Here is a 23,250-nt window from a genome sequence, read left to right on the forward strand (position 1 = left end):
CGCTGGAGACCCGCCGATGACCACCGAAACCGAACACCAGCGCGTCCTGATCGTCGACTTCGGCAGCCAGGTGACCCAGCTGATCGCGCGCCGGGTGCGCGAGGCCGGCGTCTATTGCGAGATCCATCCGTTCGACAAGGTCGAGGCCCTGGTCGACGACTACAAACCCGCCGCCATCATCCTGTCGGGCGGCCCCGCCAGCGTGCTCGAGGACGACAGCCCCCGTATCGGCCGCAAGTTGTTCGACCTCGGTTTGCCGATGCTGGCCATCTGCTACGGCCAGCAGCTGCTGTGCGACGTGCTGGGCGGCAGGGTCGAGGGCGGCCACGCGGGCGAGTTCGGCCGCGCGGACCTGACCATCGGCAAGCACAGTCCGCTGTTCCAGGGCCTGGCGGGCATTGGCGAGCTGGAAACCGTCTGGATGAGCCACGGCGACCGCGTCACCGCCATCCCCGAGGGCTTCGAAGTCATCGCCACCTCGACCGGGGCCCCGTTCGCGGCCATCGCCAATGACGAGAAGAAGATCTACGCGGTCCAGTTCCACCCCGAGGTGGTCCACACCGTCAACGGCTCGAAGATCTACAAGAACTTCCTGGCCCTGGCCGGGCTGAAGGGCGACTGGACCATGGCGGCCTTCCGCCAGGAGATGGTCACGAGGATCCGCGACCAAGTCGGGACCGGCAGGGTGATCTGCGGCCTTTCGGGCGGCGTCGACAGCTCGGTGGCCGCCGTCCTGATCCACGAGGCGATCGGCGACCAGCTGACCTGCGTGTTCGTCGACACCGGCCTGCTGCGCAAGAACGAGGCCGACCAGGTCGTCACCCTGTTCCGCGACCACTACAACATCCCGCTGGTCCACGTGGACGCCGGCGACCTGTTCCTGGGCGAGCTGGCCGGCGTCAGCGACCCCGAGACCAAGCGCAAGACCATCGGCCGCCTGTTCATCGACGTCTTCGACAAGGAAGCCGCCAAGATCGACGGCGCCGAGTTCCTGGCCCAGGGCACGCTCTATCCCGACGTGGTCGAGAGCGTCTCGGCCCGCGGCGGTCCCTCGGCGGTGATCAAGAGCCACCACAATGTCGGCGGTCTGCCGGACTATATGAAGCTCAAGCTGGTCGAGCCGCTGCGCGAGCTGTTCAAGGACGAGGTGCGCGCCCTGGGCGTCGAGCTGGGCCTGGCCCCGGCCTTCGTCGGTCGTCACCCGTTCCCCGGCCCGGGCCTGGCCATCCGCATCCCCGGCGAGATCACGCCCGAGAAGGTCAAGGTCCTGCAGGACGCCGACGCCATCTATCTGGAGGAGATCCGCAACGCCGGCCTCTACGACCAGATCTGGCAGGCCTTCGCCGTGTTGCTGCCGGTCAAGACGGTCGGCGTCATGGGCGACGCGCGCACCTACGAGAACGTCCTGGCCCTGCGCGCGGTGACCTCGACCGACGGCATGACCGCCGACTTCTTCGAGTTCCCCTGGCCGATCCTGGGCAAGACGGCCACGCGGATCATCAATGAGGTCCGAGGGGTCAACCGGGTGGTCTACGACGTGACCAGCAAGCCGCCTGGCACCATCGAGTGGGAATGATTCAGGGTCCTTTCGGGACCTTCGCGGACTATCGCGAATATCGCCTAAATCATTGAAATAATTTGTGTTCTGTCTCCCCGGCGATCGGCGACGATCAGGGGGAGCCAGTTCACTTTTCGCGTGGCTGACGGTAAGCTCACGACCTTGCTCGCGAGGGCGAGCGGCTGATACCGTCACGGCAAGTCAGGCCTGACGGTACTTTTTCCAGCATCAAGCCCCTGAATTTACTCAGGAAAAGGCATTTCCATCATGCCGTTTTCGGCATGACGGTATTTTGCGGCCTTTTTCGCGGTTTTCGGGGTGCGCAGGAGGCCGTTCATGCTCACTGACGCCGCACTCAAGTTTTTGAAACCAAAGAAGAAACCGTACAAGGTTGCGGACCGTGACGGTATCTATGTGGTGGTCTCTCCCGCCGGGTCCATCTCCTTCCGTCTCGACTACCGGATCAACAACCGGCGAGAGACCCTGACCCTCGGCCGCTATGGTCGGGACGGCATCAGCCTGCTCGCCGCGCGCGAGCTGGGCATGGAGGCCCGCCGCAAGGTGAGGGAAGGGATCTCGCCCGCCATCGAGAAGCAGCGGGACAAGGCCCGCATCAAGGCCGCCAAGACCTTCGGCGACTTTGGCCGCAAGTGGCTGGAGGAAGCCCGGATGGCCGAAAGCACCCGGGCCATGCGGCGCTCTATCTACGAGCGCGACGTCGAACCGGCTTTCAAGAACCGGTTGCTGACCGAGATCGAGCCGGCCGATATCCGGGCTCTATGCCAGACGGTGAAGGGCCGGGGCGCGCCCGCGACCGCGATCCATATCCGCGACCAGGTCAACCTGATCTTCGCCTTCGCCCGCTTGCATGGCGAGAAGGTGGAGAACCCGGCCAGCGACGTCAGCCCGTCGTCGATCTGGTCGTTCGTGCCGCGCGAACGGGCCCTGTCGGCCAAGGAGATCCGGCTGTTCTATCCGCTCCTGGAGCAGGTGCCGACGCTGCCGACCATCAGACTGGGCATGAAGCTCATCCTGCTGACCCTGGTCCGCAAGAGCGAGCTGCAGGACGCCACCTGGGACGAGGTCGACTTCGTCAACGCGGTCTGGTGTATCCCCGCCGCTCGGATGAAGGCCGGACGGCCTCATAACGTCTACCTGTCGACCCAGGCGCTCGACATCATGATCGCCCTGAAGACCTGTGCGGGGAACTCGCCGTACCTGCTCCCGTCGCGCTATGAGCCCGATCAGCCGATGTCGCGCGCGACGTTCAACCGCGTGACCATGAGCATCGCCGAGCGCGCCAAGGAACAAGGACTGCCCATCGCGCCCTTCACCGTCCACGACCTGCGCCGGACGGGCTCGACCCTGCTTAACGAGATCGGGTTCGAAAGCGACTGGATCGAGAAGTGCCTTGCCCACGTCGATCGCCGGACCTCGCGTCGGGTCTACAATGTCGCCGAATACGCCCATCAGCGTCGGCACATGCTCCAGGAGTGGGCGGACATGATCGACGCCTGGGTGAGGGGAGAGCGGCATGTCCCGACCCTTCGGCCCGCCGAGTTGCATGGGGTCACTTTGGATCCGCGTGCTTGAGCGCGCGGATCGGCGCCCCGAACCTCTCGGTGTAAACGAGACGCTCTACCGGCGAGCCGATCAGGCGGCCTCTCACCGAATTACAGGGCGGGTCTTGCGGTCTCGGACGTCAGGCAGGGGCGCGCGGTCTTGGACGCCAGCTTCCGCGTCGCGCTTGCGTTCGGCCAGCCAGGTCTCGACCTCGGCGAGGTCCCAGACCACACAGCGGCGGGTGAGGGCAAAGCGGCGCGGGAACTCCCCACGTCGCTCCATCTCGTAGATCGTGGTGTCGGCCAGCGGCACGATCTGGCGCAGCTGGCCGCGCCGGATCGCGCGGGTCGGCATGGAGTCGGGGTGGCGCCGGGTCGTGTCGGAGGCGGTGGCGGACATGGGTTTGCTCCTTCGCCTCGACCTAAGCCTCTCCCGGTCGGCTGGTGAAGGGGGCAGCTCGCCGCATGCGGCAATGGCGCGCAAAGGCAGGCGAACGGCGGTTTGTCGTTGGTCAGCACGTGCCGACGAGGGCGCGGCTTCGTCGCATGACCCCGTATTTCTCCGGTATTGCGCCGGGGCCCCGGTTGGGGAACTGTTGCCGTGTCGCTGACGGCTTGAGAACGGTCGGAGACAGGCCCGGCGGCTTGAGAAACGTCGGGCCACCTTGATAGCCGGAGCGCGCCCTTTGGCCGCCGCTTGGGTGACAGGGCGATCGTCGCCGAAGGGTTCCCACCGGACGCTTTCGCGTCCGGCTCCACCCGATCGGGAGAGCGGCCGGCGGTCACGCTCGGTCCCGCGGCTTTCGCCGCTCCTACGGGCGCGACGCCTGGCGGGCGCCTTTGGGGCGCCGCCGGCCGCTCGACGCCGCCTCCCGCCACGCGCTTCGCGCGGGCTCCTGTGCAGGCTTCATTCTTGTTGGCGGCCTAATGGCCGCGTGCTTGGGGCTCCGCCCCGGGCGCGCTTCGGACCGGCTTCCGCCCAGCTTCGGGCGCGTGCCGCGCCCTGCAGCCGGGTCCCCGCGAAGCCGGCACCTCCGCTTGCACCCCCGGTCTCGCCGACGGGCAAGGGTTCGATGACGAACCCCTGCCTCAAGGAGGAGGACGATGGGACAAGCCGCTGAAAAGTTCGAACCGCGCATCTATGTCGCCTGCCTGGCCGCCTACAACAACGGTTGGCTGCATGGCGCCTGGATCGATGTCGGGGACGACGCCGACGCCGTGTGGGCGCAGATCGCCGCGATGCTGAAGGCCTCGCCCGTGGCCGGGGCCGAGGAACACGCCATCCACGACTACGAGGGGTTTGGAGGTGTGGAGATCGCCGAATATGCCGGCATCGCCAAGGTGGTGGAGATTGCCGCCTTCGTGCGTGAGCGCGGCAGGCTGGGCGCGCTGGTGCTGGATCACTTCGGGGGCAACCTAGACGCGGCGGGAACCGCCTTGGATGAGCAGTATCGCGGCGTTTTCGAGCGCCTGGCCGACTGCTTCCAAGAGCTGACCGAGGAGACGGTCGAGATCCCCGAGTCCCTTCGCCTCTACATCGACTACGAGGCGATGGGCGAGAACGCCCGGATGAGCGGCGACATCTTCACCCTCGAAACCGCCCATGACGAGGTTCACGTGTTCTGGGCGCGCTGACCTGCATGGCCGGGCCGGGGCAAGGAGCATCCCTTTCCGGTCCGGCGGCGCCCGCCGGTCAGGCCTCATGGTCAAGCTCTAGGCCGCGCGCCGCCGCTTTGGGCGGCGGCGCGCCCGGCTATCGATTCATGGATCCACTATCCCAGGGGGCCGTCAGGTCACGGCGAAACGATCTTCCTCCTCTCCGGCCGCTGCCGCGGCCGCGTGGCTTGGGGCTCCGCCCCCGGCGCGCTTCGGACCGGCTTCCGCCCAGCTTCGGGCGCGTGCCGCGCCCTGCAGCCGGGTCCCCGCGAAGCCGGCCGCTCCGCTTGCACCCCCGGTCTCGCCGACGGGCGCCGGGTTCAGGCGCGCCTTCTGCGCCTGAACCCGTCTTCCCATGGAGGAGATCATGACTGCCAACTCAGAAACCGCCGTCGCCGCCGGCGACGTCGCTGCTGTCCTCGCCGCCCCAGTCCTCGCCGCTCAGGTCGGCGAGGTGCGAGAAATCCCCCTCAACCGCCTCAAGGCCTCGCCGCGCAACGCGCGGCGCGTCGGCCATCCGGCGGAGGTCATCGAGGCTCGCGCCGCCTCGATCAGGGCCAAGGGCGTCCTTCAGCCGCTCGTCGTCGAGCCCGAGGTCAAGAATGGTCGCGAAACTGGAAGCTTCTTGGTCAGCATCGGCGAAGGCCGGCGTCAGGCCCTGCGGCTCCTGGCCAAGCGCAAGCTCCTGCCCAAGACCACGCCCGTGCGCTGCGTGGTCGACACCACCAACGACCCGGCCGAAATCTCGCTCGACGAGAACGTCAGCCGCGAGGGCATGCACCCGGCCGACGCCTTCGAGGCGTTTCGAGACCTGTCCGAGCGGCGCGGTTGGAGCGCCGAGGAGATCGGCGCGCGCTTCGGGGTCAAGCCTGACATCGTGCGCCAGCGTCTTCGCCTGGGCGCGGTGGCGCCCGCCCTGCTCGACCTCTACCGCGAGGGCGGCCTGACGCTCGAACAGGTGATCGCCTTCGCGGTCAATCCTGATGTCGAGCGCCAGATGCAGGTCTTCGCCCAACTGCTCCCCTATCAGCGTGCGACCCACGCCATCCGGCGAGCCATGGTCGAGGACAAGGTCGCCGCCGCCGACCGCCGGGCGGCGTTTGTTGGTCTCGACGCCTATGTCGCGGCCGGCGGCCCGGTCTTGCGCGATCTCTTCACCGAGGCCGGCGAGGGCTGGCTGGAAGATGTGGGTCTGCTCGACCGGCTAGCGGCCGAAAAGCTGGCGGCATTGGCCACCGGCCTGCGCGAGGCCGAGGGCTGGAAGTGGACGGCGGCCTACATCGACTATCCGCACGGCCTGGGTCTTTCCCGCATCTGGGAAAAGACCCTGCCGCTCCCGGACGAGGAGGCCGCCCGGCGCGCGGCGCTTCTCGCCGAGCGCGAGGCCCTGATCGAGCGTTGGCCCGATCTCGACGACCTACCGGCGGACGACGAGGCGCGCCTTTCCCGCATCGACGCCGACCTCGACGAGCTGGCCGAAAGCTACGGTTTCGACCCGGCCGAAAAGGCCTTCGCCGGGGCGCTCGTGGTCCTGGGTCACGATGGCGAGGTCCGCATCGAGCGTGGCTTTGTGCGGCCCGAAGAGGTCCCGGTCGAGGAGGAGGCCGAGGAAGAGGCCAGCGACGAGGCCGGAAAGGGCGGCGAGGATGAGGCTTCGGCCTCGGACGGCGAGGTTCCCGGCGAGGCCGGCGATCAGGACGACGATGACGAGGCGGAGGCCGTGGCCGACCCGACCGCGCCCCTGTCGGCCTGGCTGAAATCCGACCTCACCGCCCATCGCACCGCCGCCCTGCGTCTGGCGCTCGCGCAAGACCCCGATCTCGCTCTAGTCGGTCTCCTGCATGTCCTGGTCTGCCGCGTCTTCGGCGCGACCAGCGCCGTCCCCTCCTGCTTGGACGTGCGCATCTATCCCCATGACCTGAATGCCGACGGCCAGGGGATCGAGGACAGCCCGGCCGGGGTCGCTAACGCCGAGCGCCATGCCGCCTGGGCCGCGCAGATGCCGCGCTACCCCGGCGACCTCTGGGACTTCGTGGTCGGGATGGACGGCGACAGCCGCCTGTCGCTGCTGGCCCACTGCGTGGGACTGTCGCTGAACGCCGTCCACGGCTGGGAGCGCCGTCCCGGTCCCTGGGCGCACGCCGACCAGATGGCCGCCGCGCTCAGCCTGGACATGGCCGACTGGTGGACCCCGACCGCCAAGCACTACCTCGGCGGGGCCACCAAGGGCCACATCTTGGCGGCCGTGGCCGAGGCGGTGTCTCCCGAAGCCGCCGTACGTCTGGCCAAGCTCAAAAAGACGGAGATGACCCAGGCGGCCGAGCCCCAGCTGGTGGCTGCCCGCTGGCTTCCGGCCCTGCTGCGCACGCCCGGCCTTCCGGCTTTCGTCCCGGTCCAGGCCGGCAAGGAGGCGGCCCCGGCCGATGAAGCAGGGGAGGACGGCGGCGATGGCGAAGAGGTCGAGGGCCTGGACGGCGGCGCGGCGGCGTCTCCAGAGCCTGAGGCGGTGATCGCCGGGGAGGTGGCGGCCGAGTAGCGCCAGGGCGGGGCGGCGATAGCCACCCCGCATCCGGCTGCTCAAGCGGGCGTTGGGGCGGCCGATCCTTTGGGATCGGCCGCTTCCTTGCGTTCTGGTCCGCTTCGGTCTCTCGGGAAATGGGCGTTTTTGTACTTGAGCGGACGGTCTTCCGGCTGAACCTTGGCTCCGGGCGGAAACAGGGGGCGGAAGATGGCTGCGGCTACGAGAGCGGGGGCGGGCGACACGCCGGCCAATATCTTCATCGTCGGGGCGGGGTTCTCGGCCAATGCCGGCCTGCCGCTGGCCTTCGATTTCACGCGTCAGCTCCTGGCGGTGGAACACATGAAGAAGGGGACGCCCAGCCAGGGGCTGGTGGCCATGATCCGTCGGTTCGTCGAGAAGGGTTTTCATCACCCTGACGATCCGGCCCCGCAGGACTGGCCTGAACTCGAAGACCTCTTCACCACCATCGACCTGTCGGCCAACACCGGCCACCATCTGGGACCCGATTTCCCGCCGGCCGTCCTGCGGACTGTCCGCCGGGCGCTGATCGTGCGCACCGTGCGCATGCTCTCCCAGCGCTACGCCACCGCCCAGCGGCTCGAAGAAGAGCCGCTGTTGGCGCTTCGCAAGTTCTTCGGCCGCGTCGAGCCATCGGCCTGCGCCTTCCTCAGCATGAACTGGGACATGGTCATCGAGCGCGGCCTGGGCGACGCCCATGGCATCCAGGCCTTCGACTACGGCTGCGCGGCCCAGGCCGCAAAGTTCACGGCCAGGGGCCTGTCGCTTCGCCCCCAGGCGGGTCAGCTGGGCACGATCCTCAAGCCGCATGGCTCGATCAACTGGCTCTATTGCGACGCCTGTCGCCACGTCTTTTGGGCGCCGCCCGACCAGACGTTCAAGGTGGCTGGCCAGCTCTTCCGCGAGCGCGACTGGGAAACCGTGCGCAAGGCTACGGGCCTCACCTCGAAGGCCGACCCGTCCGTGAACTGTCCCACCTGCGAGGCCGACGCCCTGGGCACCCGGATCGCCACCTTCAGCTATCGCAAGGCGCTCGACTTCCCCATGCACGCCCGCACCTGGCAGACGGCCGAGGAGCTGCTTTACGGGGCCAGGAACTGGATCTTCATCGGCTACTCGCTGCCGGCCGCCGACTACGAGTTCAAGCTGCTGCTCAAGCGCGTCGAGCGAAGCCGCACCAGCCGTCCCAACATCGTCCTGGTCACCGGCGGCGACGAGGAGGTCGCCGAGCGCACGCGCGCCACTTACGAGAAGTTCTTCGGTCCCCGCTTGGCCAAGGACGGCCCCAACGTCTTCCTCAAGGGCCTGGACGCGGCCGCCCTCGACGGCCTAGCGCGGCTGGGGTGCTTGGCCAAGGCCAAGCCCAAGCTCAATCTGAAGCGGCCGCTGATCCGTAAGACGAAGGCGGCAGAGCCTGCGAAGGTTCGGTCGCGTCCGAAGGCAATGGGGCCGAACCTCAAGACGCCACGCGGTCGCTAGGTTCGCGCTTAAGGCGCGGGCGCCTTGAGCGCGACGCGAGGCGAGATGTCGATCGTGACTTGTGGTTGCGCTTGCCAGCGCGTCATATGAATGCGTGTGCATGGCGGCGGCGCCCTGCGTTTCGAGTTCCGTTGGCCGATCAGGGGGCGCGAATGGAATTTCAGGTGAGCCAGGGACGGCGGGTGCAAAAGCACCCGGGCCTGGCCAATATGAAGATGGATCTGCGGTTGGAGGATGGCGGCGACCGGGGCAGCTTGATCCTCAAGGTCCGCTTCAACGAAGAAGAGTGCGATAATCTCTTCGGCTCGGTTCGCTACCATCTCCGCCGCGCGACGGTGCAGATCAATTTCGACGGATGCAGCGCCGGCGACGTCAACGCCGCCCTGGATTCCGAGATCAAGCTGGAGTCCTTCCAGGAGCACGAGTTCGAATACACCGGCTCGAGCACCACCCAGAAAGGCAGGGAGGACGGCACGGCGCTCGAAGCGGCTACGGCGAGCCCGAGCAAGCTGACGGCGTCGTCAAAGAACACCCAGAGCCTGACGACCATCGGAGGAGAACGCCACAAGCTTGCGACCAAGGACAGCTTCGCCAACGTGGTCGTCGGAGGCGGCGACGACTACCTGCGCTTCTCCTTCGACCCGCCGCTGCCGACCGCGCCGCTCAGGGGGCGCGTATCGCCGGAGGACTGGTGCAGGGTTGTTCTGGGGCCAGGGGCCGGCCGGATCACAGCCGCCCTCAAGGTCTCCCAGAAGGACATAATGATCAGCGGCGTCGGCGGCATCTGGCCGGCGACCGTGTCGCCGGACAAGGCCTTCTTGATCCGCCAGTACGCGCTGCGTTTCCTCGACTGGAAGAAGCACCTTTCGCTGATCGAGCTGAACATCATCCCGCTCATCCGGGAGATCTGCGAAAGCCAGACGCTGATCGTGATCGACACCGCCGATCAGGCCGCCACGGGCGAGCAGGCCGTCATCACCGACCAGCGCGCGATCAGGGAGGGTGGCAATGAGTGATTTTGCGGTCAGGGCCCAGCTCGTCAAACAGCTTGAACTGAGCACGAGCAAGGCCGATGCGGAGTTCCTTCAGCTCCTGCGGATCCTCGACCTGCCCGAAGGGCTGTCGCTGATCGCCATGGTCAACGCCTGCGGTATCGATCGCGATATTTTTCGCGGAGCGGAACTGCATGCACGCGACTTCGGAGCCAACGACGTGTCGGGCTTTTCCTTCGACGCCTGTGACATCGCCGAAGTCAACTTCACCCATACCCTGTTGAACAACACCGAGTTCCTGGAAAGCGAGCTTCGGACGTGCCGGTTTTCGGATGCCAGGGGGCGTTCGACCCGCTTCGCCGCCGCCACCGTCCGCGACAGCGTTTTCGCCCAAACCCAGTTCGACAATCTGACCGTCACCGACAGCAACATCCACGACTGCGATTTCCGCGGAACCCAGCTGCATGGTGCCAGGATCTACAACTCCGCGCTTCTGGCTATGGACTTTCGGGAGGCCTACCTGAACACCTCCGAATTTCGCGGGGGGCAGATCGTCGGCACACAGTTCGCCACGGCCGAGATTTCGCGGACGGTTTTCACGGGCATGAGCCTGCGGGACGTGCGCTTTGATGCGTCGATCATGACGTCCTGCGATCTGAGCGGCCTGGATTTGACGACCTGTCACTTCGACTACGCGCGCCTGGCGGAGAGCAACTTCTTCGGATGCGCCATCCGCAAGGAGGCGTTCGACAACGCCGACTTAGAAGGCGCGCGGTTCGGGGAGAATCCCGGCCTGGATCACCGAGGCGAGGACGAGTTCGCCAAAAGGGGAGCCATCTTTCCCAAGCGCGTTCGGGCCCCGGAACCGGCCTGAAACCGGGGGCGGGCCTTGCGGCGCGTGCGTCGGATCTCGGGATGACCGCTGGACGGCGAAGACCGCCCCGCCTTTCGGCGCAGCGGCCCAGCCGGTCAGTCCTCTTCGGTCTCCGCCGTCCTGGCCTTGGGTCTCGACCAGACCTGGGCGTAGCTGTCGGAGGTCGCCATCAGGCGGTGTTCGTCGCCTTGCCGAGGCTCGGATCGTCCAGTTCGATCGAGATGTAGTCCGCCTCGTCTTTGCTGACCTTCTTCCAGTTGGTGCCGAGATCGAAGGGGCGCTTGAGCGGCGAAACCACTGGGAGAAGACCAGTCACAGCCTGCTGGTCGGGGTGATCCTGCACGTCCTCTATGCCGAGGCCGACAAGACCCTGGCCGGCGTCGCCAGCTTCCTGGCCGATCCCCAGCGAACCATTGAGGCCACCCTGCGGGCCATGATGACCACCAGGCACCTGGGCGACCGGGTCCATCCCGTGGTCGCCAGCGCCGCGCGGGAACTGCTCAACAAGAGCGACAACGAGCGCTCAGGGGTGCTGTCGACGGCGATGAGCTTTCTGGGACTCTACCGGGATCCGGTGGTGGCCGAGGTCACGAGCCGCTGCGACTGGCGCATCGCCGATCTGGTCGAGGCCGATCGACCCGTCAGTCTCTATCTGGTCGTGCCGCCGTCCGACATCAGCCGCACCAAGCCATTGATCCGCCTGATCCTCAACCAGATCGGCCGGCGGCTGACCGAAGGCCTGGAGGCGTCACGATCACGGCGCCGGCTGCTGCTGATGCTCGACGAGTTTCGGGCGCTCGGGCGGCTGGAGTTCTTCGAACAGGCCCTGGCCTTCATGGCCGGATACCGGATCAAGGCCTTCCTGATTGTGCAGAGCCTCAACCAGATCGAGGCGGCCTATGGCCCCAACAACGCTATTCTCGACAACTGCCATGTCCGCGTCGCGTTCTCGACCAATGACGAGCGCACCGCGCGCCGGATCAGCGACAGCCTGGGCACCGCCACCGAGCTGCGGGCGATGAAGAATTATGCCGGAAACCGACTGGCGCCATGGCTCAGCCATCTGATGGTCAGTCGTCAGGAAACGGCGCGGCCGCTGCTGACGCCAGGCGAGGTGATGCAGCTGCCGCCGGACGAGGAAGTGGTTCAGGTGTCGGGGGCGCCGCCAATCAGGGCGCGCAAGGTGCGGTACTATTTGGACCGGCGACTGGCGGGCAGGGTAGGGCCGCCGCCCACGAGCCGAATGCGTTTGCCCGCCGCGAGTACGGGCGACGATTGGGCTACGGCTCTGTCGGCCACCTCCGACGGCGGCGCCGATCGGGCGGCGACCGCCGACGAAGGCGGCCATCGGATCGAGCCTGAACTGGCGGGTCAGGAGCCGAAGCCCGCGCCGACGCCAGAACCGCGGGTCGATCTAGATCTGGATGGAGAGGGGGACGAAACTCAGCAGGCGGCGGAGGTGCAGCGCCGATTCAGGAGCGCGGCGCGCCAAGCGGCGCTTGATCCTGACGACGGCATTCCGCTGTGAGGCCGAGGCGATGAAGGTTCAGGCCAAGGTCTTTCTCCCCGGCGATGTCGCCCGTGCCTTGGATGAGACCGCGCGGCGAACGCGGCGATCCAAGTCCGAGATCATGGTCGCGGCGCTGGCGAGCTACCTGTCGCCAGACAGCGCCGAGGCGATGGAGGCGGCGGTGACGCGGCGCCTGGATCGGATGAGTCGGCAGATCGAGCGGCTGGAGTGGGACGTGACGATTTCGAATGAGGCGGTGGCGTTGTTCGTGCGGACCTGGCTGCGCAATGCGCCGGCGATGAATTCCGCTGATGATCAGGCGGCTGCCGATGTTGGGCGGGAGCGGTATGCGCGGTTCGTCGACACCCTGGCCAAACGGCTTTCTACCGGCAAACTCCTGCGCGATGACGTAGCGGTCGACCATTCGGCAGAGGGCGAATCGCTGCCAGGGAATGTGCAGGCCTGACTTGCGGCCGAAGTTGGGAATGTCCGCATCTTGGATGCAGACCAAGGCCAGCCTTGGGGACAAGTTTGTTAGTTCAATCGCTTGCAATGCAGATTGCGCTCGGTGAAGCTTCGCCATTCGCGAGAGTGACCTGTGGCCTGCCGTGAATGGAAGGATGCTTCGTGATGGCGCCTGTTCCTGGGGGAGGAATCGACGATGCGAAGCAAGAATATGTAGGGGGAGCGAACTAGCCATTGGCCTTCATGAGCTTGATGGCCTAATCGCGAGCCAAGCCCCGACGAGAACATACAAAGCCCGATGACGGATTCAGTTTCCTTCCAGACGCGTGCGCGGACGATCGATCACCTTGGTCGGGAACAGATCGCCGACGTTCCGACCGCCGTGAGCGAACTCTGGAAGAACGCCTACGACGCCTACGCCAGGAGCGTCAGCCTGCACATCTACGGAAAGGGGCAGCCCGCCGCCGCCATTTTTGACGACGGCACGGGAATGAGCCGGGACCAGTTCGTGAACCGCTGGCTAGTCGTGGGCACGGAATCCAAGGTGGGCCTCGACGATCTGCCGGCAGACCAACGTCAAGGGCTCAAGCCGCGTCCGAAGCAGGGGCAGAAAGGTATCGGGCGGTTGTCCGTGGCCGCGCTCGGATCGACCGTGCTTGTCGTCTCCAAGCGAGCGGACAGCCCCTTTGTCGCCTGCCTGATCGACTGGCGACTATTCGAAAACCCGTTCCTCTATCTGCACGATATTCGGCTTCCGGTCGTCGAGTTCCAAAGCAGGGGTGAACTGGTCGATCGTCTCTCTGATCTGAGAAATGGGGTGCTCGAAAATTTCACGGGCTCTGCGGTGGATCAGGGGCGCGCGGATCGCCTCGCCGCCGCTTGGATCGCCTTTGACGGGGTGGAAACGAGCCAAGCTGCGAACATCACCACTTCGGCCGCCATTAAGCGGGCGGCGGAAACCAAGATACCGAACGAGTCCTATCTGGCGGATTGGCCTGTTTGGAGCGGGCGTCACGCGAGCGGTACAGCGTTGGTGATGTCGGAGCTCAACAGCGCGCTTCTGGCTTGGACGCTCGAAGGCGAGGCGAGCGATCGCGAGGAGGCTTCGTCGATCAGGGACTCTCTAGTTCGCACCCTCACGGGCTTTTCGGACCCATACGCGGACGAGTCCGACAACGCGATGGACTATGGGGTTGTCAATCACACGCGCCAGGGAGATATCAGCGTCGTCAGCCGCGAGGACGGCTATGGCCTAGATTTCCTCCGTACCCTTGATCACTGCTTCGAGGGCGAGATCGACGAGCAGGGAATCTTCCGGGGCCGGATTCGAGCATTCGGTCACGATCTTGGGGACGTCGAGCTCATTCCGGCCCAGGCACCGCCGACGGCGCCGCGCGACCGCATCGGACGCTTCTCGATCGCCATCGGCGCATTCGAACCAATCGCGCGCTCTTCGATTCTCGATCCCGACGTGCACCGGCAGGTTTCCGAGCGGGCGCAGACGCATTCCGGTCTCGCGATCTACAGGGACGGCTTGCGGGTCATGCCTTACGGTCGTCCGGAGAACGACTTCTTCAAAATCGAGGAACGTCGACAGATGCATGCCGGCCGCGAGTTCTGGGCCAGCCGTCGTCTTTTCGGCCGTATCGCGATCAGCCGCGATGATAACCCCAACCTCCGGGACAAAGCCGGCCGTGAGGGACTGATCGACAACTCCGCAAGCCGGGCGATACAGATCCTTGTCAAGGATCTGCTACGGACCACGGCGCGGCGATACTACGGTGGCGAGTCCACCTATCGCGCTGAACTTCTGCCGGGAGTCGAGGCCGAGAACGACGCCGCCGCTGCTAAGTCCAAGGTGGCTCGAACGCGGCAGCTCGGCGCGTTTCGCAAGCTCGTGCGCGAACAAGCAACGCTGTTGGAGCAGGCCGCTGAAAAGGTCGAGGCGCTGTGGGGTGATCTCGAGGCCGCCGCCAAGAGTCAGGATCCCGATGCGATCTGGCAGCTGGCGTCACGCGTCGATGAAGCCGTAACTTGGCGCGCGGATCTTCGGCTTCCGCCCAAGCCGCGCAATCTCGGCACCTTCGAGGATCGCTATCGGGAGTATCGCGACCGTTACGTGTCCCTAGCGGCGCGCGTCGACGACATTCGGCTCCAATGGACGGCCCAGAGCGAGAAGCTGCAGGCCCGGCCGGCGATAGACGTCGCGCGGTCTCAGCTCGGCAGAGACCAAAAGGCCGTCACTGATCGGTTGACCCGCTGGCGTCGATCAATCGGAGAGCTCCTCAGGGACGAGTCTGCCCGTATCGACGCTCAGGTCGATTTGGATCTCAAGGAGTTCTACAAGCTCGTCTCGCCGCTGCTGGACGAGGTCGAGACCGGGCGCATGGGATTGCGCGCGGCGCTGGACGAAATGGACGAGGTCAGGGACCGCCTCACCAGGCAGTTCACGGAGGTTTATGATCCCTATCTGCGGGCGCTGACGCAACTCTCGGACGGCGTCGATCTGGAGGGAGCATTCGCCTACGCGGGGGCCCGTGAAGCGACGTTGGAGCGTCGTCTCGAACAGATTCAAGGTCTCGCCCAGATCGGTATCAGCGTCGAGATCTTGAGCCACGAACTCAACACGCTTGAGCGAAGGCTTACCTCGGGGCTGTCGACCTTGGCCGCCTCGATGGAGGAGACGCCCGCGATGCGCGAAGCGCAACGCGCAGGCGCCGAGCTCGTGGAACGGCTGCGCTTCCTGTCACAGGTGCAGGTTTCCGGCGGCGATACGCGTCAACGGATCACCGGCCAGGATATCGAAGCCTATCTCGGCACCTTCTTCAGGAACCTGCTGGAGGAGCGGGGTATTGAGCTTGAGGCGACGCCAGCATTCAGGAAAGCCGCGTTCCAGGAATTCCCGTCGCGTATATTTCCCGTCTTCATCAATCTGGTGAACAATTCCGTCTACTGGCTGGCGGGGCGCCCCGATCGCCGTATCATTCTTGACGCTGGTGACGGTCTCCTCAAGATTTCCGATACCGGGCCGGGCGTGGATCCCGACGATCAATCCAACCTGTTCGAACTCTTCTTCACGCGCCGTGTGCGTGGGCGGGGCGTTGGCCTCTACCTCTGCCGGCAAACTCTGGCCGCTGGTGGTCATCGGATCGAGTACGTCGCTGCCGACCCTGCGGGCAAATCCAAGCAGGGCGCGAGCTTCATTATCACGCTGAGGAACGGCTTCGATGGCTAAGGTCGCGAGCGCGTTGCTCCGGGAAGCCTTTATCGAACCGATCCGGTTCGCGCTGCTTCTTGACGATAAGTTCCCGACCTATCCGGCGTTGGCCGACAATCAGTTCGACGGTGCTTTGGACAACGCGCGCGCCAGGGCGCTTTTCGATCTCTGCCGAGGACGCGGATGGCTCTGCGATATCGATAATCGCGGAGCCGTGGCTGAAGAGTTCGAGGTCAACAAGCACCTCCACCAGTCTGACCTACTGATCCTGGACTTCAATCTTGATCCCCTGGATCAGGACGATCCGACCGCCGCGCTTAGAATTATCCAGCGGTTGGCGGCGTCGGATCATTTCAACCTTGTGATCGTCTACACCAATGCGGATCCCATCTTGGTGGCCCGCGACATAGCTTTCGCTTTGGGGGGCGGCCGTGATCTGAGTCAGGCCGACGAGACAGCGGCGCTGGAAATTTGGGAGGAGTTGGACGATGGTGTTGAGGCAATCGAGCAGGCCCTGAGTTGGGTGACGATCGATGACTATCTTCGCGATCTGAATCCGCGCATCAGCGCTGCTGACCTTCGTGCCCAACTGGGCGCCGCAGGCGTGGGGAATGGCGATCAAGCCAAGGTCGTGACGCGCATGGCTCGGGAGCGCATGCGTCGACGGGTGAAGCCCGAGGTCTTGGCGGCGAGGCGACCCAACCGATCGATCGACAGCAGCTTGGGACGGTTGGGAGCTCCCCACTGGGTGACGCAGGACAATGTCTTCGTCACGATCGTAAACAAGCGGGAGGAAGAGGCCGCTCTGCTCGATCGTCTCATGGAGGCGCTGGAAGCCTGGGATCCCAGCCCACTCCGCGTGATGATGATGCACGCCCGTGCAGCGATGGAGAAGGCCGGCAGCCTCGCCGACCAAACCGTGCTGGAGGCACCGAGGCTTCAGGCCGGTTGGCTGCTGCGCATTTTGCTGGGTAAGACCGAGATGGAGCGCCGCGACATCGTCGGCGAACTATATGGCCGCTTATTCGAGCGGCTCGCGCACAAGGTTGAGCCGTCAATCGTCGATTTCGGCGTTCGCCTCATCACCTCCGAACAGGGCGAGGATCCAGTGGCGCGCGCCAAGATTTTGGCGGGCGCCGTTCACAACCTCGGCGCCGACCAAGTCTACCATGCTTTGAACGAGCACATCTCGTCGGACGTGTGCCCCGATGGACTGATGACAACGGGCGTGATCTTCAAGGGGCTGCGAGGCGACCGGGAACAGTATTGGCTCTGCACGTCGCCGGCATGCGATCTCGTGCCGGGCCAGAATCTGCGCGGATGGGATGGCGATTTGACGCCCCTAAGGCCCGTGTCGGTTACTCGATTGAAGCCCGTCCGCGCGACGGCGGCGATAACGAAGGCTTTGGAACAGGCCACCATCGGCAGGCACATCTTCCTCCTTGTCGATGATAGGACGTTGGCCTTCGAGGTCGCGGAGGAAAACTCCAGGCAAATGGAGCTGGAAACGGTCCTGCTGGAGAACGATGGGCGGATCGTTGAAGGCGCGTTCCGCGGACACGTCGTCGACTTGGGCGAGGGGGGGCGACCCGTCTTCGCTGTCGTCGACTTCCGCGTGCTTGCCAAGCTTCGGCCGGACTACGCCAATCGGCTGCTGACGCAATCTGGCCAGCAGCGTTCCCGCATTGGCGTCGATTTCTTTAATCTGCCCAAGCCGCCAGCCAATCAGGCCTAGTCGGAGACGGTCGCTTCCGTGGCCGCCAGCGTATGAACGAATGGCTTCAGCAGAGCGACCGCAAGAACCATGGGAACGGCGTTTCCAATTTGCTCGCCTCCCGACATCAATCCGCCCTGAAAAATGAACGTCTCTGGGAAGGTTTGAAGGCGCGCGGCTTGGCGCAACGTTATGCCGTGGTCCTCTGTCGGATGAACGAAGCGACCCTTCGAAGGGTTGATGCAGGCCGTCGTCATCGTCGGACCAGGGCGCTTGGGGTCGATGCGCCCATAGACGTCGCTGTGGCCGTTGTAATTCTTGTGGCACTCTAAGACGCGACCCGACTGGGAGCGGCTACCGCCATTGTGTGGCGTGTTCTTGAAAAGCTCCACGAGAGCGGCGGAGTGCTGCATGTGCACGTCGTTCGGATCATCGGGTGCCGCAGGATCGAATACATCTTCGGCGGTGCGCCAACTCTGGCGTCCTTGCCGTTCGGGTTCTACCGTTGCTGGGGATACGTACGTGGACGTCGGCGGCCATATCAAGTCGAGCGGGCGACGCTTGTCGATTCCGAGGATGAAAACGCGACGCCGATTTTGCGGCACGCCGAAGTCTCGGGCATTAATCGTTTCGGCCGGGCGAACGTCGTAGTCGGCCTCCTCGCCACGTTTGTAAAACGCCTTCAGGTACGCCTTGTGGCGATCCCACAGGAGCCCGGGCACGTTCTCGACGATAAATACGCGCGGCCTAATAGCCTCAACGTATTCGAAGTAGCGACCTAGGAGCTTATTCCTGGGATCATCAACGCCAGCGTCGTTGATGCGGTGACTGGAAAAGCCTTGGCAGGGCGGCCCACCCATGACGATGTCGATCTCACCCGCCCCGATGCCCCAGCGCTCCATGGCGGACTGTGGGGCGATATCGAGAATGTCGTCTTGGATGAGGTCAACCCGCGTTCCGTCGGCGTTGCGGATATTGGCCTCATAGGTCAACGCCGCGTTCTTTTGAATTTCCAACGCGCCGACGATATCGATCCCGGCCTCGATCGCGCCGAGCGAAAAGCCGCCCGCGCCCGCGAAGAGGTCGATTCCCTTCGGGCGACGAGGAGAGGAGACCGGCATCGAATTGGAGGGCTTTGGACCGGGCGCGTCCGGGCGCGCGATGTCGGCGAGAAACGAAGTCGTCTTCTCCGCCGTCAATACTCGGTCGTCCATCTTATCGGAATTTCATGCTGCCTGCTCGAAGCCGTTCTAGCTAAAGCGAACAGAGTCGCAGCAATAATTCCATCACGAAGAACGTTGGTTTTTCATTTTTGCCAAATCCGTGACCGAAAGGACTCTCCGGGTCAAGGGCCTCTCGGAGAAGTTCCGGCGGTTGTCCACGAGCTTGACCTAGGGATCACAGCTCAAATGGTGAGAGATCGAAGTCCTTGGCTACGGTTTTCAGGATACAGCGCTCTCCCTCCAGCTTGCTTAGGATGTGTTTATAGACCTGACCATTCGGCCGGGTCGTAGCCGTCATCTCGTCGATCAAAGGTCCGATTTCCGGAACGGGCACAGCCCAAAGCCGTCCTGAATCCAGTGCGCCAAGAACGAGGTAGCTCGCGGGATCCTGTCCAAGATATTGCCTCTGAGAGTTGTAGAAGCAGTACCAGTAGGACTGATAGGACCGATGATAGCGGCGCGATGTCGAGATCATCGCTCGGACGGTTCCATCCGAGGACTGGTACAGGGAGCCCCGTACTCTGTTGAGTTTGACGTTCAGCTTCGCAGATAGCCGTTCAACGGCAAGATCGCGGAGCATTCTGGCCGTCTGTTGATTGGTAGGAACTGCATCGTCAGACTGCCCAGCGACCTCGGGCGGCGAGCGCGCCGCCGAATTCCCGCCAGCGTCGGAGAAAGCGGTATCGGCGGGCTTCGAATTGCGGGGGGATTCGCGCCTCTCTTCGGGCGGCCTTGGAGCCATCCGCACGAGTGAGAGCCCGGATGGTGACACCAAAGCGGCCAGTCTCGACGCCATGGACAGGCATGGAAGGGCTCTGGCGTTCGCGCCATCGAAGAGGTCCATCAATACATCTGGCAGGTGGGCGACGAGCTCGCCATCGCATACTTCGATCCTGGCCTGCTCAAGCCCTCGTTCAAGTTCCGAGAGCCTCGCCGGGGTAGTCGCCGCCATAAGAGCGCCGCGCTGAAGCCGACGAAAAACCACGGCATTGCCGAACCAGGCAGCAGCAGCGCGATCACCTTCCGAGCTCGCCATCTGGCTGAGCGCTGCGTCCGCTGCGCTTATGATCGCCGTGTCATCATCCATGAAGTCGGCGAACGCCAGGCGCGTTACTGGCCAGGTGATCTCGTCTACCCACTGCGCCAGCGACGGCCAGAGCTCCTCCCGCGTGCCGGCCAAAGGCTGACCGTCCGGCGCCAGGATGGCATGCACGGCCATACGGCCGTAGTCCAGGCCGCTGACTTCGGGGGAGAGCGCTATCAACTCTTCCGCTCGAAGATCGACCGCGTTGAAGGCGGCGATCCGATCATGAGGATCGATATCCTGGAGATAGAGGGTGTTGGCGCCGGCGTGGAAGCTGACCAAGGGAACGGCGAAGCAGGGCCTTACCTGGGTCGCCGCCGCGACGAACCGAACGGCGGCCTCAGCAGGAACTGGCCATGCGCCGGGTGTGAACAGGTCCCCATTACTCAAAGCCATCCGAGATCCCTGAATACCCCATGCGCGATCTGGCGGATCACCCGGTGATACTCCGATGGGCGGGAAGCTCCCGACGACCACTCGTACTCTCGAACCTTCACTCCCATTGCCCCAATGCGGCCGCCAATCGTCGGATCCGAAGCAAGGATGTCGGGCAGGATGACCGCCTCGACGCAGTCCTCGATCGGGATCTCGGTAAAGATGATTTCCGGCGTCGAAATGCGATCGTCGAGTTTGTTGGTTCCTCGCCCGCCCGAGGCGACCATCTTGCTATAGCTCACCGCCTCGAACTCGCCGCTGGGCACCTTCATATTGGGGGCCGCATCACCATCTAGGAAAGCCTTGGGCGAGCCAAAAAACGCCTGAGCAAGCCGCGCGGCCGATCCGATATCCGGCTCTAAGTGGAAGTCGAAGAGCGGCATGTGCGGATCAAGGTAGTCATCCATCAGGCCTGCCATGAACGCCCCCGTGTCGAAGCCGAAGACATGTGCAGGCTTGGGTGCCTTATCGGGATTGAGCAGCATCACCACGGGAAAAAGGAAAGCCAGATCCGTTGGTGTATCGTCTGACCTGTTTCGGTAGGCTGGGCGTCCATAGAACGCATAGACGAGTGGCTTCTTGAGAACAGGGCAGTCTTCGACGGGCGTGATCGTCTTGGTGTCTAGGATATCGCGCAGGAAATAGCCGGTCGTTACGTGAGTCAGTCCGAGGCGGAAATTCGATTCCGGCAAGGCGGCCACAAATCTTGCGAAATTGGTCCGGTCGGGACGACCGCTTCCGGCGTTCGATAGCGTCCTGGCCAAAGGCGTCTCCCGTGGTCTCTGTCAAGAGTGTCGAGATCATTTTAATCAAGGTGCGGTATTACGGTGCTTCGGACCGTCAATGCGATCCTGTTCTATAAAAACTTATTCACTACGCTCAGTAATTATCCAGCGGAACTTGATATCTGTACCTTGAGGATATTTCATCCATACTATTGATGGTTCATTTCGTAAAGAAATCCGTATGTTCTTGGCGCAAACCTGGCGACTATAGGGAGCTTGCCTTAGGATGAGGAATTCCCTCCACTTAACTGCACGTTTCGAGGCTCAGACCGCAAAGCCCTGCCGGGGCAGCCTGCTAGGGCGGCGTCACCAGCTCACCTGCCCCCGGCGTTAGCGCGCTGAGGAAGCCGACGGCCGCGTCATCAACGGCGCCCACCAGAGTCGCCCGATCGAGCATTCGGTTTCCCTGTTCGCAACTGGTCTCCGGAACCAAGCCGCAACTGTGGCACGCGGCCAGGTTGCCTGTGTCCGGTTGACGTCCTGCCCCCTCCATGCAGACCGGATCGTTCGAGCACCAAGTCGAGCGGCGCAGCGCCTCGGTGACAATGCGAGGCAAGCGTGCGGGTGCGCCTTGCGCGACAAGACCGCCTAGCGTGCCGTCGGCGTCCCCCGAGGCAGTGTAGATCAACACGCCGGCCATCGGGGACTGCGGATCCTCGATGTCGGCGTAAAGTCGCTCACGCAGCGACGAAGAGCCATAGCCGCAGGTGAAGGTCAGCTCTTTGATCAGCGCATGAGCAAAGCTGTGCAGGAACACGAAGCGCGGATGAGCCCCGAAGGCCTGCTGACCGCGCTGCAGCCTGATCTGTTCAAACCGCTGCAGGGGCTTTTGCAAGCGCGCCGTCACCGCAGGCGAGGCGGCCCACGTTTCCAGCTGGTCGCGATCAAACTCGATGAAAATGCCCTCCCCGTAGACATCGATGCCGGGCAGCCAGTTGACCTCGCCGGTGCGAGCGACAGGCTGGACGTCGGCGTCGTCGGGATCGGCGACCGGCTTCAGCCGCGAAAACCCGCAAAGCACCCGGGTTTCGCGCAGCTTGCGCACCAGGCCGACCCCTTTGATGTAGCGGCCGAAGTCCCCGAACTGCGCGCCTTCCAGCCAATCGGTGACGAGCTCGGCGTCCGGATTGGTCAGCGACTTCCTGAGAAGCGCATATTCCTGCTGGCGGTACTGCTCCTCGCTCAGCGGGCCGTCGTCGGCAGCCGTCTCGCCGTCGAGCTTGCGCTGGGCCAGGACCAGCAGACGCGCGGCGTCGACCTTCTTCATCGCCGCCACCACCTCGCAGCGGGTGGGGTCGATGCGGCCGTCCTCCACCGAGGAGGTGAGGACATCCCAGAGGTCAGGGTTGTCCAAGACCGCCAGGATGCGCTCGTCGACGCCCGCCTGTTCGTCGGGCACATAGATAGAGCTGACGATCACAGGGAAATAGACGTTTGATCCGCCGCGCTGGACGCCTTGGATGTCGCGGCCGCAGCTTGTCACCTCCTCGGCGAACCAGGGGCGTCCGCCTTGGCAGCTGCATCCGGCGTTCTTCAGGGTGTCGGCGCTCATCGCGCCCTGCAGGGAGCGGACCTTGCCGCAGGCCTCGCAGCTGACGAAGATCCCGCCCAGGCCCGCCGAGCTGCGGCCGGCGCGGAACATCAACCGGGCGCCGGCGTCACTTGCGCAGGTGCAGCGGATCCACTGGCGGAACGGGAAGTCCTCGATATGACCGCCCTCGCAGGCCGCCACGATCCGGACGGGGATCATCTGCCGGCGACCCGACTTGCACGGATCGCAATAGGGTTGGTCTTGGAAGTAGCTCGCCTTCTGCATGCGGAAGCACTGAGGGCAGTAGTGCCAGAGCGGAAACCGCAGGAACGGAACCTTGCGTTGCTTTTCGTCGGGCCCCTTGAACTCCGGGGGGCGCACGAAGAAGCCGCGTCCGAGCCTGCGCTGCAGGCGCGGTTCCTCAAGGCGAAGATGGGCGGGAATGTCGCTCTCATAGGCGAACCACTCCTCCAGCCCCGCGCACATCAGGGCCTCGTCGCCGCGGAAGTCGCTGATCGCGCCCACGCCGAACGGGCTGATCAGTTGGGAGCGGCGCAGCGGCCGCTCCTTGGGCTTCTTCCTGGGCACCTTGCCGGCTGTTTTCCCCCGGACCGATCGGACCATCG

General features: G+C 64.6%; 16 protein-coding genes and 1 pseudogene. 11 read left to right on the forward strand and 6 right to left on the reverse strand.

Going from position 1 to position 23,250, the window contains the following annotated elements; translation table 11 throughout:
- Window positions 1-16 precede the first annotated feature (16 nt).
- Entirely contained in the window at window positions 17-1,576 is a 1,560-nt protein-coding gene (gene guaA / locus AC07R7_RS18190) for a glutamine-hydrolyzing GMP synthase (protein ID WP_494636146.1), read from the forward strand.
- Window positions 1,577-1,894: 318 nt separating this feature from the next.
- Window positions 1,895-3,151 (forward strand): tyrosine-type recombinase/integrase, encoded by a 1,257-nt coding sequence (locus AC07R7_RS18195; RefSeq protein WP_494636147.1) that lies wholly within the window; start codon window positions 1,895-1,897, stop codon window positions 3,149-3,151.
- Window positions 3,152-3,223: 72 nt separating this feature from the next.
- Here AC07R7_RS18195 and AC07R7_RS18200 read toward each other — a convergent pair whose 3' ends face one another.
- Window positions 3,224-3,520, reverse strand: a complete 297-nt coding sequence (locus AC07R7_RS18200) for a helix-turn-helix transcriptional regulator (protein WP_116566930.1) — start codon at window positions 3,518-3,520, stop codon at window positions 3,224-3,226.
- A 704-nt stretch (window positions 3,521-4,224) separates the two neighbouring features.
- On the opposite strand from AC07R7_RS18200, the gene AC07R7_RS18205 reads away from it, so the two are divergent.
- From AC07R7_RS18205 to AC07R7_RS18225, 5 genes are all read left to right on the forward strand, one after another.
- Window positions 4,225-4,755 (forward strand): antirestriction protein ArdA, encoded by a 531-nt coding sequence (locus AC07R7_RS18205; RefSeq protein ID WP_494636148.1) that lies wholly within the window; start codon window positions 4,225-4,227, stop codon window positions 4,753-4,755.
- A 388-nt stretch (window positions 4,756-5,143) separates the two neighbouring features.
- Complete coding sequence (locus AC07R7_RS18210) at window positions 5,144-7,312, forward strand: ParB/RepB/Spo0J family partition protein (RefSeq protein WP_494636149.1); 2,169 nt, start codon at window positions 5,144-5,146, stop codon at window positions 7,310-7,312.
- 192 nt (window positions 7,313-7,504) lie between these two features.
- Window positions 7,505-8,794 carry a hypothetical protein gene (locus AC07R7_RS18215; protein ID WP_494636150.1) on the forward strand — a complete coding sequence of 430 codons (1,290 nt, stop codon included), beginning with the start codon at window positions 7,505-7,507 and terminating at the stop codon, window positions 8,792-8,794.
- 152 nt (window positions 8,795-8,946) lie between these two features.
- Window positions 8,947-9,810 carry a hypothetical protein gene (locus AC07R7_RS18220; RefSeq protein ID WP_494636151.1) on the forward strand — a complete coding sequence of 288 codons (864 nt, stop codon included), beginning with the start codon at window positions 8,947-8,949 and terminating at the stop codon, window positions 9,808-9,810.
- On the forward strand, window positions 9,803-10,660 hold the full coding sequence (locus tag AC07R7_RS18225; protein WP_494636152.1) for a pentapeptide repeat-containing protein: 858 nt from the start codon (window positions 9,803-9,805) through the stop codon (window positions 10,658-10,660). The genes AC07R7_RS18220 and AC07R7_RS18225 overlap by 8 nt, the downstream gene beginning before the upstream one ends.
- A 169-nt stretch (window positions 10,661-10,829) precedes the next feature.
- Here AC07R7_RS18225 and AC07R7_RS18230 read toward each other — a convergent pair whose 3' ends face one another.
- On the reverse strand, window positions 10,830-11,003 hold the full coding sequence (locus AC07R7_RS18230) for a DUF736 family protein (protein WP_494636330.1): 174 nt from the start codon (window positions 11,001-11,003) through the stop codon (window positions 10,830-10,832).
- Between AC07R7_RS18230 and traG the strand changes: the two are divergent.
- The 4 genes and pseudogenes from traG to AC07R7_RS18250 form a co-directional block, all read left to right on the forward strand.
- A pseudogene (gene traG, locus AC07R7_RS18235) lies at window positions 10,929-12,188 on the forward strand (IncP-type conjugal transfer protein TraG); the annotation flags it as partial. The gene AC07R7_RS18230 and the pseudogene traG overlap by 75 nt on opposite strands.
- Window positions 12,160-12,636, forward strand: a complete 477-nt coding sequence (locus AC07R7_RS18240; protein WP_494636153.1) for a ribbon-helix-helix protein, CopG family — start codon at window positions 12,160-12,162, stop codon at window positions 12,634-12,636. The pseudogene traG and the gene AC07R7_RS18240, both read left to right, overlap by 29 nt.
- Before the next feature lie 297 nt (window positions 12,637-12,933).
- The gene (locus AC07R7_RS18245; RefSeq protein WP_494636154.1) at window positions 12,934-15,870 is read left to right on the forward strand and encodes an ATP-binding protein; all 2,937 of its coding nucleotides are present in this window, start codon (window positions 12,934-12,936) and stop codon (window positions 15,868-15,870) included.
- Window positions 15,863-17,587: a response regulator receiver domain gene (locus AC07R7_RS18250; protein ID WP_494636155.1), complete on the forward strand. Its 1,725-nt coding sequence runs from the start codon at window positions 15,863-15,865 to the stop codon at window positions 17,585-17,587. The genes AC07R7_RS18245 and AC07R7_RS18250 overlap by 8 nt, the downstream gene beginning before the upstream one ends.
- Here the strand turns inward: AC07R7_RS18250 and AC07R7_RS18255 are convergent.
- From AC07R7_RS18255 to drmB, 4 genes are all read right to left on the reverse strand, one after another.
- The gene (locus AC07R7_RS18255; RefSeq protein ID WP_494636156.1) at window positions 17,584-18,780 is read right to left on the reverse strand and encodes a DNA cytosine methyltransferase; all 1,197 of its coding nucleotides are present in this window, start codon (window positions 18,778-18,780) and stop codon (window positions 17,584-17,586) included. The genes AC07R7_RS18250 and AC07R7_RS18255 overlap by 4 nt on opposite strands.
- A 184-nt stretch (window positions 18,781-18,964) precedes the next feature.
- On the reverse strand, window positions 18,965-20,269 hold the full coding sequence (locus tag AC07R7_RS18260) for a hypothetical protein (protein WP_494636157.1): 1,305 nt from the start codon (window positions 20,267-20,269) through the stop codon (window positions 18,965-18,967).
- Window positions 20,260-21,072 carry a hypothetical protein gene (locus tag AC07R7_RS18265; protein WP_494636158.1) on the reverse strand — a complete coding sequence of 271 codons (813 nt, stop codon included), beginning with the start codon at window positions 21,070-21,072 and terminating at the stop codon, window positions 20,260-20,262. Before AC07R7_RS18265 ends, AC07R7_RS18260 begins: the two co-directional genes overlap by 10 nt.
- 316 nt (window positions 21,073-21,388) lie before the next feature.
- The gene (gene drmB, locus AC07R7_RS18270; protein WP_494636159.1) at window positions 21,389-23,248 is read right to left on the reverse strand and encodes a DrmB family protein; all 1,860 of its coding nucleotides are present in this window, start codon (window positions 23,246-23,248) and stop codon (window positions 21,389-21,391) included.
- Between the last annotated feature and the right edge of the window lie 2 nt (window positions 23,249-23,250).

The organism is Caulobacter sp. GW821-FHT05F04 (assembly GCF_059419665.1).

Excerpts from the sequence above, each read along its gene's own strand:
- guaA (WP_494636146.1), top strand. The coding sequence starts at position 17 with ATGACCACCGAAACCGAACACCAGCGCGTCCTGATCGTCGACTTCGGC.
- AC07R7_RS18195 (WP_494636147.1), top strand. The coding sequence starts at position 1,895 with ATGCTCACTGACGCCGCACTCAAGTTTTTGAAACCAAAGAAGAAACCG.
- AC07R7_RS18200 (WP_116566930.1), bottom strand. The coding sequence starts at position 3,520 with ATGTCCGCCACCGCCTCCGACACGACCCGGCGCCACCCCGACTCCATG.
- AC07R7_RS18205 (WP_494636148.1), top strand. The coding sequence starts at position 4,225 with ATGGGACAAGCCGCTGAAAAGTTCGAACCGCGCATCTATGTCGCCTGC.
- AC07R7_RS18210 (WP_494636149.1), top strand. The coding sequence starts at position 5,144 with ATGACTGCCAACTCAGAAACCGCCGTCGCCGCCGGCGACGTCGCTGCT.
- AC07R7_RS18215 (WP_494636150.1), top strand. The coding sequence starts at position 7,505 with ATGGCTGCGGCTACGAGAGCGGGGGCGGGCGACACGCCGGCCAATATC.
- AC07R7_RS18220 (WP_494636151.1), top strand. The coding sequence starts at position 8,947 with ATGGAATTTCAGGTGAGCCAGGGACGGCGGGTGCAAAAGCACCCGGGC.
- AC07R7_RS18225 (WP_494636152.1), top strand. The coding sequence starts at position 9,803 with ATGAGTGATTTTGCGGTCAGGGCCCAGCTCGTCAAACAGCTTGAACTG.
- AC07R7_RS18245 (WP_494636154.1), top strand. The coding sequence starts at position 12,934 with ATGACGGATTCAGTTTCCTTCCAGACGCGTGCGCGGACGATCGATCAC.
- AC07R7_RS18250 (WP_494636155.1), top strand. The coding sequence starts at position 15,863 with ATGGCTAAGGTCGCGAGCGCGTTGCTCCGGGAAGCCTTTATCGAACCG.
- AC07R7_RS18255 (WP_494636156.1), bottom strand. The coding sequence starts at position 18,780 with ATGGACGACCGAGTATTGACGGCGGAGAAGACGACTTCGTTTCTCGCC.
- AC07R7_RS18260 (WP_494636157.1), bottom strand. The coding sequence starts at position 20,269 with ATGGCTTTGAGTAATGGGGACCTGTTCACACCCGGCGCATGGCCAGTT.
- drmB (WP_494636159.1), bottom strand. The coding sequence starts at position 23,248 with ATGGTCCGATCGGTCCGGGGGAAAACAGCCGGCAAGGTGCCCAGGAAG.